Origin of the sequence: Corallococcus caeni (assembly GCF_036245865.1) — a bacterium.
Classification (GTDB): Bacteria; Myxococcota; Myxococcia; order Myxococcales; family Myxococcaceae; genus Corallococcus; species Corallococcus caeni.
In genome coordinates this window covers 92317-106604 of sequence record NZ_BTTW01000004.1, presented here as the reverse complement: position 1 = coordinate 106604, position 14288 = coordinate 92317, and the positions used below count along the sequence as shown (strand labels likewise).

At 70.9% G+C, this 14288-nt stretch carries 12 protein-coding genes; 6 read left to right on the top strand and 6 right to left on the bottom strand.

Translation table 11 applies throughout. The features are described from left to right. The first annotated feature begins 31 nt into the window (after window positions 1-31). Complete coding sequence (locus AABA78_RS18715; protein WP_338264373.1) at window positions 32-613, top strand: Maf family protein; 582 nt, start codon at window positions 32-34, stop codon at window positions 611-613. 10 nt (window positions 614-623) lie between these two features. Here AABA78_RS18715 and AABA78_RS18710 read toward each other — a convergent pair whose 3' ends face one another. Next, complete coding sequence (locus AABA78_RS18710) at window positions 624-1586, bottom strand: hypothetical protein (RefSeq protein WP_338264372.1); 963 nt, start codon at window positions 1584-1586, stop codon at window positions 624-626. 368 nt (window positions 1587-1954) lie between these two features. On the opposite strand from AABA78_RS18710, the gene AABA78_RS18705 reads away from it, so the two are divergent. Then, window positions 1955-2206 (top strand): hypothetical protein, encoded by a 252-nt coding sequence (locus tag AABA78_RS18705; RefSeq protein ID WP_171418662.1) that lies wholly within the window; start codon window positions 1955-1957, stop codon window positions 2204-2206. Between the two features lie 349 nt (window positions 2207-2555). Here AABA78_RS18705 and AABA78_RS18700 read toward each other — a convergent pair whose 3' ends face one another. Next, on the bottom strand, window positions 2556-4028 hold the full coding sequence (locus tag AABA78_RS18700; RefSeq protein ID WP_338264371.1) for a TolB-like translocation protein: 1473 nt from the start codon (window positions 4026-4028) through the stop codon (window positions 2556-2558). 123 nt (window positions 4029-4151) lie between these two features. Between AABA78_RS18700 and AABA78_RS18695 the strand changes: the two genes are divergently transcribed. After that, entirely contained in the window at window positions 4152-4949 is a 798-nt protein-coding gene (locus AABA78_RS18695; protein ID WP_338264370.1) for a TatD family hydrolase, read from the top strand. A 29-nt stretch (window positions 4950-4978) separates the two neighbouring features. Further along, window positions 4979-5878, top strand: a complete 900-nt coding sequence (locus AABA78_RS18690) for a tRNA threonylcarbamoyladenosine dehydratase (RefSeq protein ID WP_338264369.1) — start codon at window positions 4979-4981, stop codon at window positions 5876-5878. A gap of 4 nt (window positions 5879-5882) precedes the next feature. Here AABA78_RS18690 and AABA78_RS18685 read toward each other — a convergent pair whose 3' ends face one another. After that, window positions 5883-6848: a PD-(D/E)XK nuclease family protein gene (locus tag AABA78_RS18685; protein WP_370469471.1), complete on the bottom strand. Its 966-nt coding sequence runs from the start codon at window positions 6846-6848 to the stop codon at window positions 5883-5885. 142 nt (window positions 6849-6990) lie between these two features. On the opposite strand from AABA78_RS18685, the gene mutY reads away from it, so the two are divergent. Both mutY and AABA78_RS18675 read left to right on the top strand, forming a co-directional pair. Continuing rightward, entirely contained in the window at window positions 6991-8178 is a 1188-nt protein-coding gene (gene mutY, locus AABA78_RS18680) for an A/G-specific adenine glycosylase (RefSeq protein WP_338264367.1), read from the top strand. A gap of 200 nt (window positions 8179-8378) precedes the next feature. After that, complete coding sequence (locus tag AABA78_RS18675; protein WP_171420470.1) at window positions 8379-8621, top strand: DUF2934 domain-containing protein; 243 nt, start codon at window positions 8379-8381, stop codon at window positions 8619-8621. 28 nt (window positions 8622-8649) lie between these two features. Here the strand turns inward: AABA78_RS18675 and AABA78_RS18670 are convergent, their stop codons facing one another. From AABA78_RS18670 to AABA78_RS18660, 3 genes are read right to left on the bottom strand one after another with little or no spacing between them, the layout of a single operon-like run. After that, on the bottom strand, window positions 8650-9744 hold the full coding sequence (locus tag AABA78_RS18670) for a uroporphyrinogen decarboxylase/cobalamine-independent methonine synthase family protein (RefSeq protein WP_338264366.1): 1095 nt from the start codon (window positions 9742-9744) through the stop codon (window positions 8650-8652). A gap of 55 nt (window positions 9745-9799) precedes the next feature. Beyond that, window positions 9800-13315, bottom strand: coding sequence for a methionine synthase (gene metH / locus AABA78_RS18665; RefSeq protein ID WP_338264365.1), 3516 nt, complete (start codon window positions 13313-13315; stop codon window positions 9800-9802). Next, window positions 13312-14208 carry an ArsR/SmtB family transcription factor gene (locus AABA78_RS18660; RefSeq protein ID WP_171420467.1) on the bottom strand — a complete coding sequence of 299 codons (897 nt, stop codon included), beginning with the start codon at window positions 14206-14208 and terminating at the stop codon, window positions 13312-13314. Before AABA78_RS18660 ends, metH begins: the two co-directional genes overlap by 4 nt. Between the last annotated feature and the right edge of the window lie 80 nt (window positions 14209-14288).

The window sequence follows — 14288 nt, the reverse complement described above, 5'->3', positions numbered from 1 at the left end:
CCTCCCCGGCTGCATTACCCTCCGGCCTCCCATGAGAGAACTCATCCTGGCATCCACCTCCAGCGCGCGACGGGCCCTGATGGACGGGCTGGGCCTGCCCTACCGCACCGAAGCCCCCGGCGTGGACGAACACGTCCCCGCGGACCTGCCCGCCGACGAGGCCGTGCGGATGCTCGCCGTGCGCAAGGCCCGCGCGGTCCAGGAGCGCCACCCGGAGGCCTGGGTCCTGGGCGCGGATCAACTGGTGGAGGTGGGGCAGGACGTGCTGGGCAAACCCCGGGACCGGGACGCGGCGCGCACGCAGCTCCAGCGCCTGCTGGGGAACACCCACGTCATCCACACCGCCGTGTGCCTGCTGGGCCCTGGCGGCCACCACTCGGAGACGGTGGAGGACACGCGCCTCACGTTCTTCCCCGTCCCGCCGGAGGAGCTGGAGCGCTACCTGGACACCGGCGAGTGGGAGGGCTGCGCGGGCAGCTACCGCGTGGAGGGGCGCGGGCAGGCGCTGCTCCAGAAGCTGGAGGGGGACCGCACCAACGTGCAGGGGCTGCCCATGCTGTCCGTGGTGCGGCTGCTCCGGCAGGCGGGCTTCGACCTCTTCGCCCGCCCGTGAGCGCGGAGGCTCACCCCGCGCTGGACAGCTCCGCCAGAATCTCCTGGTACGCGGCGCGGGCCTTGTCGGCCTGGTCCGCCTTGAAGCTCACCGCGGCCACCACCGGGTGGCCGCCCCCGCCATAACGGCCGGCGATGGCGGCCAGGTCGTGCTGGCGCGTCTGGGGCTTCCACGGGTTGGAGCCCAGCGACACCTTGGCACGCGACGCGCCCCTGCCCACCCACAGCGTGTAGCGCGCGTCCGGGTAGAGCGCGTACGCGATGAACTTGTTGAGGCTGTCCACGCCCTCGTCCACCAGGTCGAAGTGGACGACGCCGTTCTCGTACCGGGCCTTCTCGCGCACGAGGTCGATGTTGCGCTGGTGCCGGAAGAGCAGCGGCTCCAGCGGGGCGGCGATGAGCGGCGACGCGGCGATGTCCGCCAGCGAGTCCGTCTGCATGCGCCGGATGACCTCCGGGATGAGCGTGTCGTCCTTGGTGGACTCCAGCACCGTCATGATGCGCAGCGCGGGCTCCTCCAGCGCCACCGCCATCTGGGGGCTGGGGAACTGCGCGCCGTCGATGATCTCCGCCCAGTGCAGCAGGTCCTTCAGCGGGGACGCGTCCCAGCCGAAGCGCTCGCGCGCCACGTCCGCCAGGTACAGCGTGCAGCTCTTGCGATGCGGGTCGTGGAACTTCCGGCCGCTGGTGTCGCGCTGGAAGTGGGGCTCGTCGCCGGGCTGCTGGAAGGCGGAGGCGTGGTGGTCGAACCACCAGGTGAGCCGCGCGTCCTGGCTGTAGCGGAAGTCGACGATGACGTTCTCGTCCCCGGTGAACACCGCCGGGTCGATGCCCTCCGCGCCCGGCTTGTGGGCCAGCCCCCGGTAGCTGAACGTGGCGTCCGCGCGCACGCGCTCCCGGTAGAAGCGGGTGAAGACCGCGGCGCTGGCCGCGCCGTCGAAACAGTTGTCGTGGAAGAGGACCTGGACTCGCATGGGCGTCCGCCCTCTACCCTGAATCCCCGCCGCGCCCCAACCACACCGTGGTTCCCTGGCCGCAGGGAGTGTGGCCAGGGGGTGACACCCGACCCAGCCCTGTCGTGCCATGGCGTTGAACGAGATGCGCGCCATTGAACGATGCGTGGAAAGCACCGCACGGGGTGAACGAAAAACTCGACAGAACGAGGAACCACCCTGAAGGGCTGAAAAAAGGAAGGCCCTCCGGCCCTACGGAAACCCGCTATCCGCAAGGAAAACCCCTGGAAACAGGGACCTGACAGGGAGGCTGAGCCCTGGCACCTCGCCTGCATGGTGTCAGACCGACGAGGTACTCACCCGCGTGGCACGAAGTGGCGGGAGGAACCATGGCGAAGCGGACCGCAGGCAAGGCGAAGGGTGGCACGGTGGTGCGGCGGCAGGGTCGGCGGGTGATGCCCGCGCTGCGGCGCACGGCGAAGCGCGCGCGGGTGGCGGCCCAGAAGGCCCAGCTCACCGTCGGTGAAGTCATCGCGGCGGCGTTCGACACCGCGGGCGGCGAGATGAGCGGCGTGCTGGAGCTCGTCACCTCCCCGGCGATGACCCGCGCGCTGGGCCGCCGCATCGTCGTCGTGGGCTGAGCGCAGCCCGCGTCCCGGCCCGCGAAGCCCAGGCCGTGCTTCCGGCAACGGATGCGCGCGGGCGCGCAAGACCGTCGCGACACGGCTGTCAGCCTTCCTCCACCAGGTGCCGCGTTTCGCGTGAGCGCGGGTGGAGTCCTCCTTCCCCTTCCGGTCGTCCTGGAACCTGGATCCGCTGGACCCGGAAACGGATCCGCGTGCGGGTTCATCCGGACCCGGCCCTGACCGCGTTCGTCACTTCGCGCGGGGTGGGCCGCGCGCTTCGCACTGAAACACGACGGCCCGTGCTCCCCGGTGAAACGGGGAACACGGGCCGGGAAGCCCCGGAGAGCGGGGCTTGGGACACCTGTTACTGGCGGGGCTGCCAGCGCGGGCGGTAGTCGTCACCCTCGCTCGTCAGCACCGTGTACGTGTCCTTCGGGTGGGTGATGAGCGCGCCGGCCGCCGCGCCGGTGGCCGGGTCGATGGGCTGCACGTTGAGCTGACCGCCCAGGATGTAGGCCACGAGCTGGCCGTCCGGGGAGAACGACGGCAGCGTGGCGTTGTCGGCGAGCTTCATCGGGGCGCCTTCCGCCGCGCCCGTGGTGGTGTTCACGCGCTGCAGGAAGATGGCGTTGCCCGGCTTGTCGCCGCACAGCTCCGTGCCGGTGTTGCCGCACAGCGTGGCCGCGCCGGCGATGTTCAGGTAGTAGGCGCGCACGTACGCCACCCAGCTGCCGTCCGGTGCCCAGTTCGGGTTCGCGATGTACGAATCCACGCTGCCGCCCGCGACGGCATCCGAGGTGCGGTCCGCGAGCAGCGTGGGCGTGCCGCCGCCCGTCACCGGCAGCGAGTACAGCCGGAGCACCGGGGTGACGTCCGTGCCGAAGGTCACGGTCATGTTGTCCGGGTTGGCCAGGAACAGCAGCTGCGAGGTGACGCGGTTGTAGTGCGGCTGCTCACCCGTCGTGGGCGAGCCCGCGAGCGGAGCCGGCGCGCCGCCGCCCGTGGACACGAGGATGCCCGTGCCCGCGGCGCTGTACGCGTAGTCCGTGCCGTTGGGCGCCCAGTCCGGGAACGTGCCGTTGACGGTGGCCTGCGTGGGCGTGCCGCCCGTCGCCGCGATGGTGGAGATGCCCGTGTTTCCGCGCACCCAGGCGATGAGGTTGCCCGGCTCCCACTCCATGTAGCGGATGCGCGCGTTGCCGGCGGCCGTGCCCGTGGTCAGCACGGTGGGCTCGGCGGCCGTGAGCGGCACGGGGCGCACGGCGAGCTCCGCCGTGGGGGCGGTGACATCCCCCTGCACGAAGGCCACCTGGGTGCCGCCCGGGCCGAAGCGCGGGTAGGCGCTGGTGCCGCCGTCGGAGCTGAGCGACGTCATGCCCGGCACGTCGTAGGCCGTCACCAGCGCGCGGGGGCCGCCGTCGTTGCCCGTCACGGCGATGAGGAGCGACTGGCAGGTGGCGGCCTCGCAGCGCAGGCCAGCCATGCATTCCGAGGACGCGGTGCACGCGCCGCCCTTGGCCACGTTCATGCCCGCGTCGGTGCCGGCGTCCATCTCCGTGCCCGCGTCCATCTCCGTGCCGGCGTCGGTGCCGGCGTCCATCTCCGTGCCCGCGTCGACCTCCGTGCCCGCGTCGACCTCCGTGCCCGCATCCTCTTCCGGCGGGAGCGTGAGGGTGTGCAGTTCGCACTTGTTGTCCGCGTTGCAGATGTACGCCTGGCCCTCCGGGGGCGTGCCCTTGTCACGGCAGTCGAACTGGTCGACGCACTCGTCGCTACAGCCCGTGGCCAGCATCGTCAGTGCCCCGAACAACGCACCCCACACCACTCGCTTGGTCATTCTCATGGCCTCCAAAGTCAGGGGGCGCGTCATAGCTTCGCGTTCACGGGTGACGGGACGCCCTGAAGGGCCTGTCATCCGGGCTTGTCAGTGATTGAACGGCTCTGGGAAGAAGGGTGCTCAATGATCGACACGCATTGCCATCTGGACGCCTCGCGCTTCGACCCGGACCGAGACAGCGTCGTCACGCGCGCCTGGGCCGCGGGCCTGCACGGCATCCTCATCCCCGCCGTGGGGCCGGAGACGTGGGAGCCGCTGCTGGAGCTGCCACGCAGGGACGCGCGCATCCAGGTGGGGCTGGGCATCCATCCGCAGTTCCTGCCGGACCTGCGGCCGGAGGACGACGGCGCGCACCTGGAGCGGCTGGACGCGCTCCTGGGCCAGGGCGGCGCGATCGCGGTGGGCGAGTGCGGCCTGGATGGCCCGACGCTCCCGGGCGCCCCGCTGGAGCGGCAGCTGGCGGTGCTGCGCGGGCACCTGGCCCTGGCGCGCAAGCACGGGCTGCCGGTGCTGATGCACTGCCACCGGCTGCACCCGGCGCTGATGGAGCTCCTGAAGACGGAAGCCTGGCCGGAGGCGGGCATCCTCATGCACAGCTACAGCGGCGGCGCGGAGCTGGCGCGCTTCTACATCCAGAAGGGCTGTTACTTCTCCTTCGCGGGCCCGGTGACGTGGGCGGAGGCGCGCAAGCCGCTGGACGCCTTGCGCGTGATTCCGGCGGACCGGCTGGTGGCGGAGACGGACTCGCCGGACCAGGCGCCCACGCCCTTCCGGGGGCAGCGCTCCGAGCCGGGCTACCTGCCACACATCCTCGCGGGCATGGCGCAGGCGCTGGGGGAGCCGGCGGAGGTGCTCGCCCAGCGGACGACCGAGAATGCCCGCCGTCTGTTCCGGGAAGCTTTCCCCTCCCCTTCGCGGTAGGCGAGCGTCGCGTGATAGAGGAGCCCTTCATGAACCCGCAGCCCGCCCCCACCCCCGCCGCCGAGCCCGAGGCGCCCCTCGCCTCCCCGGCCGCTTCGAACGCCGTCGTCGAGTCGCCGTCGCTCGCGAAGCCCTTCAAGCTGTCGCGCCGCTTCGACCGCACGGCGCGCCTCCTGGGCGACAACGCCATGGAGCGGCTGGCCAACGCGCACGTGGTGGTGTTCGGCCTGGGCGGCGTGGGCAGCTTCACGGCGGAGGGCCTGGTGCGCAGCGGCGTGGGCCGGCTGACGCTGGTGGACCACGACGACGTGTGCGTCACCAACACCAACCGCCAGCTGCACGCGACGGTGAAGGCGGTGGGCAAGTCCAAGGCGGAGCTGATGGCGCAGCGCTGCCAGGACATCAACCCGCAGGCGAAGGTGGAGGCGCTGCGCGAGTTCTACCGCGAGGAGCTGGCGGAGACGCTGCTGCCCGCGGGGAAGTACGACTTCGTGGTGGACGCCATCGACAACGTGAAGGCGAAGCTGCACCTGCTCCACCGGTGCGTGACGCTGGGCGTGCCGGTGGTCAGCTCCATGGGCGCGGCGGGACGTCTGGACCCCACGGCCATCCGCGTGGAGGACCTGAGCGAGACGCACATGGATCCGTTCGCCAAGGACATCCGCAAGCTGCTCAAGCGCAAGTACGGCGTGGAGACGGAGCGCCACACGGGCATCACCGCCGTGTACTCCATCGAGACGCGCCGCCAGCCGGTGCCGCTCAACTACGACGACGCGACCGACGGCTTCCTGTGCGTCTGCCCGCAGGACAACGAGTTCCACACCTGCGACCACCGCACGCAGATTGACGGCAGCGTGGCCTTCGTCACCTCCGCGTTCGGCATGAACGCCGCGGGCGTGGTGGTGCGCCGGCTGGCGTCGGCGCGGTAGCGCTTCAAGCCACGCGGGGCCGGGCCTGCGTCACCGCGGGCTCCCGGCCGCATGGGCGGCGGAAGACGCAGCGGGCGCAGGCGTCCAGGTTGCCCGTCTGCGGGAAGGCCTCCGCCTCCTTCGGCGTGTTGGTGGCGGCGTCCTTCAACAGCGCGCGCATCCCCTCCACGCTCCGGGCGAAGTGCTGACGGAACGAGTCCATGGCGGACGGGTCCACCGTCACGTCGTGCTCCAGCCCCTCGTTGAGGTACACCAGCGACGCGCGCACCTTCTCCAGCGGATAGCGGTAGCGCTGCGCGATGTAGAGCGCGTAGCCCAGCACCTGCTCGTCGTAGCCCTCGCGCGAGCGGCCCGTCTTCCAGTCCACCACCACGACGGAGCCCTCCGCGTCCACGTAGGCGAAGTCCGGGATGGCGAAGGTCTTCACCCCGTCCAGGACGAAGTGGGCGAAGTCGAAGCCCGCGTCCACCTCCAGCCACTGCGCGGGCTTGAGCCCCTTGGCGATGGTGGGCCAGCGCGACTGGAAGAACCACGCGAGCGCGGAGCGCACCGTTTCGAAGTTCTGCTTCCAGGCCTCGTTGGGGATTTCCTCGCCGTACTCGTGCTCCGCGAGGCCGGTGAAGGGCTTGCGGTACTTCGTCGTCCAGTACGCCTTGGAGCGCGAGTGCCGGAAGTCGTCCTGCATCAGCCGGTGCGTGCGCGCCTCCACCTTCGCGGGGTCCACCTCACGGCCGGCGCGCCAGTCCAGCAGCACGTCCTTGAGGGCCTCGTGCACGATGCTGCCCGCCCAGGTGTAGCGGTTGTGCAGCTTCTTGAGGACGTAGAGCTCGCGCACGTCCCGGGCCGCCTCCGCCTCCCAGCCGCCCCAGGAGCGGTAGTAGTAGAGGTAGTAGGCCCGGAGGCATTCGGAGAACTTCTCGTGGCGGCTCTTGGACCAGGAGAAGTCGTTGGTGATGGGTGGGCGGGCCATGGACGCGGGCATCCTATAGACGATCGCCCGTCCCGCCAGAAGGGGGACGGCCGGCCGGACAACCGCCCCCTGCCGTCGGTAAAAACGCCGGGTGCACCCGACCGTACGGGTATGGTGCCGCGCCTCCCCCGCGAAGAATCACATGAGCCCACGCAAGCGCACCGATTCCGGGACCCTCCCCGCCCCCGTCTCCCCTGAACGCCACGCGGGCCTGCATGGCCCGCTGCTCTCCTGGTACGACCGGAACAAGCGCGACCTGCCCTGGCGCCGCACCCGCGACCCGTACGCCATCTGGCTCAGCGAGGTCATGCTCCAGCAGACGCAGGTGTCCACGGTCATCCCGTACTGGGAGCGTTTCCTCGCGCGCTTTCCCACGGTGAAGGCCCTGGCCTCCGCGCCCCTGGACGACGTGCTCTCCGGGTGGAAGGGGCTGGGCTACTACTCACGCGCGCGCAACCTGCACCGCGCGGCGCAGGAGGTGGTGGAGCGCTTCGGCGGGAAGCTGCCCTCCACGGCGGAGGAGCTGCTCACCCTGCCCGGCTTCGGGCGCTACACCGCGGGGGCCGTGGCCTCCATCGCGTTCGGGGAGGAGGCGCCCATCGTGGACGGCAACGTGGCGCGCGTGCTGTCGCGCCTCTTCGAGGTGGAGGGGCTGCCCGGCGACCGCGACCGCGAGGCCACGCTCTGGGCGCTGGCCTCCGCGCTGGTGAAGGGCGAGCGGCCCGGGGACTTCAACCAGGCGCTGATGGAGCACGGCGCCACGGTGTGCCGGCCGGAGTCCCCGCTGTGCCTCTTGTGCCCCGTGCGCGACGGGTGCATCGCGTTCAAGAAGGGCCGCGTGGACGAGCTGCCGCCGGCCAAGGTGCGCGCCGCGCCCCGCAAGCTGTTCCTGGCGCTGGCCGTGTGGCCGCACGCGGGCACGCTCCTCTTCGCGCGCCGCGCGGACAAGGGCCTCTTCGGCGGCCTGTGGGAGCTGCCCGCCGTGGAGGTGGAGGAGGACACGCCGGAGGCGGAGGCGACGGAGCGGCTGTCCACGACGCTGGGCGCGACGCTCACGTTGGAGGGCACGCTGGACAGCGTGCGCCGGCAGCTCACCCACCGCGACCTCACGCTGCGGCTGCTGCGCGTGACGGGCGACAAGCGCCCCACGAAGTCCGCCGCGTTCCAGGAGCTGCGCTGGTGCACGCCGCAAGAGGCGGAGGCGCTGGGCATGAGCACCGCGATGCAGCGCGCGCTCGACGCGGCGCTGGGGCATGGCGTGATGGGCGGTGAGGCCGTGCCCGCGAAGAAGGCTCCCGGCCGCGTCGCCAGGAAGGCGACCGGGCGCTGAAGCGTCTGGCGGCTTTCAATCCACGGACCATGCGTCCGGGGCCATTCCGCTGATGGATTTTCCGAGCGGGATGGCCCGTTGGTCCCTCAACACTTCGCGACCTGGGATGTCGCTCCGGCAACCCCGCACGCCTTGGGTCTCTTCCGTGATGCAGGGGGCGCGTCCGAAGCTTCAGGCCGCCTTTTCCAGGAGGAAGCCCCATGGCCCGTCAGAACGCGCAGAAGTCGCAACCGAACCCCGCGCCCAAGGCCGCTCCCGAGCGGACCGAAGACAAGAAGCCGGCGGCCACGGCGAGCGCGCCCACGAGCAAGACCGCGGCGCCCACGCAGGAGCAGATCGCCCGCCGCGCCTACGAAATCTTCCAGGCCCGGGGCGGCACGCACGGCAACCCCGAACACGACTGGCACCAGGCCGAGCGCGAGCTGCGGCTCGGCCGCCAGTAGTCCGTCGCGTTACGGCCGCCCGCGTTCTTCAGTGCGCGGGCGGCAGTCCCTGGAGGGCCGGGCGCTCGGACTCGAGTGCCCGCTTCAGCCGGCGCTGCGCCTGCTTCAGCTCCTCCAGGATGCGCTCCGCGTCCATCACCGAGCGCATCGCCAGGCCGCACGCGGGCGTCAGCAGCACCGTGGACAGCGCGCGCGAGAAGCCGATGTCCCCCGGCAGCGCCGCCTTCAACGACGCCTCCACCGAGTCCGCCAGCTCCTCCACCGAATACGTGGACGCCAGGTCCGTGGGGATGACGCCCAGGCTCAGCGTGGCGCCGGAGTCCAGGAAGCGCTTCAGCGCGTCCGTCTCCTCCAGCATCGCGTCCAGCGACAGCCGCACGTCCAGCGAGACGAGATCCGCCTGCGCGTCCAGCAGCACGCCCCAGTCCGTGTTGCCGCAGCAGTGGACGCCCACGAGCGCGCCCTCGCGCTGCAGCGCCACCACCAAGAGCCGCAGCTCCTGCTGCGCCAGCAGGTGCTGGGGGTTCAGCCGCACGTAGGCGTAGAGGCCGGGCTCGTCCAGGTAGAACAGGGGCGTGGTGCCCGTGCGCTTGAGGGCGCGCACCATGGCCAGCGCGCGCACCATCACCAGCCGGTACAGCGCCGCGTCCAGGCCCGGCACCGCCAGCACCGGCTCACCCGTCGCGGTGCGCACCACGGAGCGCACCGTGAAGGGGCCGGACAGCTGCGCCTTCGCGAAGGCGAGCTTGCGGTGCTCCACCTCCCAGAGGAATGGCTTCCACGCGCGGCACGCGTCCGCGGTGGGCTCGAAGGACTCCAGGTCCCCGGAGGTGAGCGCCGCGTCCAGCCGCGCCTCGAAGGCCGCGCGCCCGGCGTTCCACGCGTCCACGTCCACCGTGCAGACGCCGTCCTCGTCGAAGCGCAGGCCCGGCAGGCCCTCCAGCGCGGCGGGGATCATCAGCTCCGACGGGTGCCCCACCGGCAACTGCGGCAGGAACGGGATGTCCATGGCGAGCGCGGCTTGCAGACCCAGTTCCACCTGGGTGTGCGGCAGGCTGCCGATGCCCGTCGTGGCACACGCGGGCAGGAGCTGGACGGCGCGACGGATGGTGGGCGAAGGCATGGCGGCAATCTAACCCGTCCGGCGCGGCAGGGCCCGGGCTTCGGGCCCCAACGCATCAAGTCACCGAGAAATACGTCGCGTTCGGGTGGTGGAAGACGATGGCGGACACGCTTGCCTCGGGCTCCATCATGCAGCCGTCGGTGAGCTGCACGCCGATCTCCTCCGGCTTGAGCGCGGCGAACAGCTTCGTCTGGTCCTCCAGCCGGGGGCACGCCGGGTAGCCGAACGAGTAGCGCTTGCCGGTGTACTCCGCGCGGAAGCGCTCCAGCATCGTCATGTCCGCCCGGTCCGGGAAGCCCCACATGCTGCGCAGCTGCGTGTGCAGCAGCTCCGCGTAGCCCTCCGCCGTCTCCAGCGCCAGGGCCTGCACCGCGTGCATCTTGAGGAACTCGCCCTTCGCCTTGAAGCCGTCCGCCAGCTCGCGGATGCCCGAGCCCGCCGTGGTGACGAACAGCGACAGCGCGTCCACGGGCTTGCCGTTCTGCAGCGGCCGCACGTAGTCCGCCAGGCACAGGCCGTTGTCCTTGTCCTGCCGGGGGAAGTCGAAGGACGTCACCGGCTCGCCCGTGGTGCCGTCGAAGAGGAGCACGCGGTCGCCGTCGCTGGCCGCCTTGAAGAACTGGAACACCGAGCGCGCGTGCATCACGCCGCCGCGCAGGAGCGTCTTCAGCTCCTCCACCGCCTCCTTCAGCGCCAGCGCCTTGCGCCCTTCTTCCGTCTTCGCCAGCTCCGCCTCCGCCGGGGTGCCCAGCGCGCGCGACGACGTGCGCAGGCCCAGGTGGCGGCCGTAGAGCATCACCGGGTTGATGAACTTCCAGATGTGATCCAACGGCGTGTTGGTGAGCACGTGCCGCGCGAAGTCCGGCGCGGGCGGCACCGCGTCCAGCACCGGCACCTCCGTGCTGCGCGAGCGGCGCACCGGGGCGGCGGGCGCGGGGCGGTCCTTCGCCTCCTGCGCCAGCTTCAGCCGCCGCGCGGCCAGGTCGTCCCGCAGCTTCGCGTGCGCGCCCGGCTCGACAATCTGCTTCGCCAGCTCCAGGCCGTTCATCGCGTCCTGCGCGTAGGCCACGGTGCCGCCGCCGTAGGCCGGGGCGATGTTGCGGTCCACGAAGTTGCGGCTGAGCGCGGCGCCGCCCACCAGGATGGGCGTCTCCACGCCCGCGCGCTTCAGGTCCTCCGCGGTGGCCACCATCTGGTGCGCGCTCTTCACCAGCAGGCCGGACAGGCCCAGGATGTCCGGCCGGTGCTCCTTCACCGCCAGCACCAGCTGCTCCGGCGGGACCTTGATGCCCAGGTTCACCACCTGGAAGCCGTTGTTGGCGAGGATGATCTCCACCAGGTTCTTGCCGATGTCGTGCACGTCCCCCTTCACCGTCGCGAGGACGATCTTCCCGCGCGACGCCGCCTGGGTCTTGCTCATGTGCGGCTCCAGGTGGCTCACCGCCGCCTTCATGGACTCCGCGCTCTGGAGCACCTCCGCGACGATGAGCTCGTTGGCGCCGAAGAGGCGGCCCACCTCGTCCATGCCCTTCATCAGCGGCCCGTTGATGATGTCCAGCGGCGCCATCTCCTTCATCGCCAGGTCCAGGTCCGCGGTCAGGCCGTCGCGCGTGCCCTCGACGATGTAGCGCTGCAGCCGCTCGTTCAGCGGCAGGCTGCTCACCTGTGCGCGCGCGGGCTTGCGCTCGCGGAAGTGCGCCGCGAAGGGCGTCACCGGGTCCGTGCCCCGGTTGTAGAGGAGGTCCTCGGACAGCCTGCGCTCCTCCTCGGGCAGCGACGGGTAGCGCTCCAGCTTCTCCGAGTTGACGAGCGCCATGTCCAGGCCCGCCTGCACGCAGTGGTACAGGAACACGGAGTTGAGCACCTCGCGGCCCGCGGTGGGCAGGCCGAAGGACACGTTGCTGATGCCCAGCACCGTGCGGCACTGCGGGAAGCGCTGCTTGATGAGGCGCACGCCTTCAATCGTCTCCACGCCGCTGCCGGTGTACTGCGCGTCGCCGGAGGCGCAGGGGAAGACGAGCGGGTCGAAGTACAGGTCCTCCGGGCGCATGCCGTACTTCTGGGTGAGCAGCTCGTAGCTGCGCTCGGCCACGGCGAGCTTGCGGTCGCGCGTGACGGCCATGCCGACCTCGTCGATGCAGCCCACCACCAGCGCCGCGCCGAACGCCTTCGCCAGGGGGACGACCTTCTCGAAGCGCTCCTCGCCGTCCTCCAGGTTGACGGAGTTGATGATGGCCTTGCCCTGGCAGTACGTGAGCGCCATGGCGATGACCTTCTCGTCCGTCGAGTCGATCATCAGCGGCACGCGCACCTTCTTGACCACCACCTCCAGGAAGTGGCGCATGTCCTCCAGCTCGTCCCGGTCCGGGTTCGCCAGGCAGATGTCGATGACCTGCGCCGCCCGCCGCACCTGGGCGCGGGCAATCTCCGACGCGTCGTCGAACGCACCCGCGACGATGAGCTCCTTGAACTTCTTGCTGCCGATGACGTTCGTGCGCTCGCCCACGATGATGGGGCGCTGCTCGTCCGTCACCTCCAGGTAGTCCACGCCGGACAGCGACGAGCGCGGCTTCGGCACTTCCGTGCGCGGCTTCAAGCCCTTCACCATCGCGGCGAGCGACTCGATGTGGCCCGCGTGCGTGCCGCAACAGCCGCCCACCACGTTGATCCACCCGCTGTCACAGAAGCGCTTGAGCGACCGGGAGATCATCTCCGGCGACTCCAGATACTGACCGTTCTCGTCCGGCAGGCCCGCGTTGGGCACGCACGACACGGGGAACGGGCTCATGGACGACAGCGACCGGATGTGGTCCGTCATGAAGTCCGGACCCGTGGCGCAGTTGAGCCCCAGGTACAAGAGGTCCGTGTGCTCCAGCGACGTGGCCAGACTCTCCACGGACTGGCCCGCGAGCATCGTGCCCATGGGCTCGATCGTGCCGGACACCGCCACCGGCAGCTTCCAGCCCAGCTTCCGGAACGCCCGGTCGATGCCCAGCAGCGCCGCCTTCACGTTGCGCGTGTCCTGCGCCGTCTCCACCAGGAGGTAGTCGGAGCCGCCCACGGCGAGCGCTTCCGCCTGCACGGCGAAGTTGTCCACCAGCTCCTCGAAGGTGATGCCGCCCGTGACGCTGATGGCCTTGGTGGTGGGGCCAATGGAGCCCGCCACCCAGCGCATCCGGCCGTCCTTCGCCTCCGCGGCCTTGGCGGCCTTCAGCGCCAGGCGGGACGCGGCGACGTTGATTTCATGCGCCTTGTGGCCCAGGTCGAACTCCGCCAGCACCACCGGCGTGCCGCCGAAGCTGTCCGTCTCCGTCACGTCCGCGCCCGCGGCGAAGTACTTCGCGTGGATGCCCTCGATGACGTCCGGGCGGGTGAGGACCAGGTGCTCGTTGCAGCCCTCGTACTCCGCGCCGCCGAAGTCCGCCGCCACCAGTTGGTGGTTCTGCAGGAGCGTGCCCATGGCGCCATCCAGCACGAGGATGCGCTCGCGCATCGCGGCCTTCAGCGCCTCCACGCGCTGGCCGTGCTCCCCGGGGGGGAGCGGCAGGGGGTGGGCGATGTGGCTCGTCATGACGGTTTGACTCCGGTCAGCAGGAAGACGCGGAAGGGACTGGCCCCGTCGCGCGCGTGCGTCTCGCGGGTGAACGACGTGAAGCCGGCCTCGCGAAGGGCCGCTTCGAGGACTTCGGGCGAAAAGCCCAGGTGCCGGTGCCCCAGCCGCTCCAGCACCCACTTCTCTTCGTGCGGCAACAGCTCCAGCACCACCAACCGGCCGCCCGGCTTGAGCAGCCGCGCGGCCTCCGCCACCACCGCCGCGGGCGACTCCACGTGGTGGAGGCTCTGCGAAATCACCACCAGGTCCATGCGCCCACCGGCCAGGGACAGCCGGTGCAGGTCCTCGCGCAGGAACGTGATGTTCTTCAGTTCGTCACGCAGGGCCAGAGTTCGAGCCTGGGACAGCGCGTCCTCGCTCTGGTCGATGGCCCACACGTGCCGCGCCCACCGCGCCATGGCCCGGCTGAACACCCCGGTGCCGCAGCCGAAGTCCGCCACGTCCAGGGGCGGCAGCAGCGACGCCAGCGCGCCCGCCCAGAGGAACCACGACTGGCCGGGCTCCAGGAGCCGCTCGTTGAGCGCCTGCCGGTCCTCCCGGGCGCGCAACAGGTCGTTGAGCCGCGCGGAGTCCCCCGCCGCGTCCTCCGCCTCGCGGGCCAGCCGGACGAGCGGCCAGCGCGAGTCATCCGACTCCAGCGCCAGCGAGTAGTACGTGAAGCCCGCCTGCCGCTCCTCCCGGATGAGCCCCAGCCCCTTCAGCTTCGACAGGTGGTGCGACACCGACGACTGGGCCACCCCCACCAGCGACACCAGTTCCGTCACGTTCAGCGGCGCCTGGGCCACCAACCGCAGGATTCGCAGCCGCGTCGTGTCGCCCAGGACACGGAAGGATTGGGAGAGGACGTCCATATCGAGCCATCAACATATATCGATGCTCTGACTCCGACACAATGGCCCCGCCAACGCATTGCGTTGCCTTGGGTTGCACC

Bases quoted from the DNA above. Each gene is read 5' to 3' on its own strand.
- AABA78_RS18705 (WP_171418662.1), top strand. From the start codon at position 1,955: ATGGCGAAGCGGACCGCAGGCAAGGCGAAGGGTGGCACGGTGGTGCGG.
- AABA78_RS18660 (WP_171420467.1), bottom strand. From the start codon at position 14,208: ATGGACGTCCTCTCCCAATCCTTCCGTGTCCTGGGCGACACGACGCGG.
- AABA78_RS18715 (WP_338264373.1), top strand. From the start codon at position 32: ATGAGAGAACTCATCCTGGCATCCACCTCCAGCGCGCGACGGGCCCTG.
- AABA78_RS18675 (WP_171420470.1), top strand. From the start codon at position 8,379: ATGGCCCGTCAGAACGCGCAGAAGTCGCAACCGAACCCCGCGCCCAAG.
- AABA78_RS18690 (WP_338264369.1), top strand. From the start codon at position 4,979: ATGAACCCGCAGCCCGCCCCCACCCCCGCCGCCGAGCCCGAGGCGCCC.
- AABA78_RS18670 (WP_338264366.1), bottom strand. From the start codon at position 9,744: ATGCCTTCGCCCACCATCCGTCGCGCCGTCCAGCTCCTGCCCGCGTGT.
- AABA78_RS18695 (WP_338264370.1), top strand. From the start codon at position 4,152: ATGATCGACACGCATTGCCATCTGGACGCCTCGCGCTTCGACCCGGAC.
- AABA78_RS18700 (WP_338264371.1), bottom strand. From the start codon at position 4,028: ATGACCAAGCGAGTGGTGTGGGGTGCGTTGTTCGGGGCACTGACGATG.
- AABA78_RS18710 (WP_338264372.1), bottom strand. From the start codon at position 1,586: ATGCGAGTCCAGGTCCTCTTCCACGACAACTGTTTCGACGGCGCGGCC.
- metH (WP_338264365.1), bottom strand. From the start codon at position 13,315: ATGACGAGCCACATCGCCCACCCCCTGCCGCTCCCCCCCGGGGAGCAC.
- mutY (WP_338264367.1), top strand. From the start codon at position 6,991: ATGAGCCCACGCAAGCGCACCGATTCCGGGACCCTCCCCGCCCCCGTC.
- AABA78_RS18685 (WP_370469471.1), bottom strand. From the start codon at position 6,848: ATGGCCCGCCCACCCATCACCAACGACTTCTCCTGGTCCAAGAGCCGC.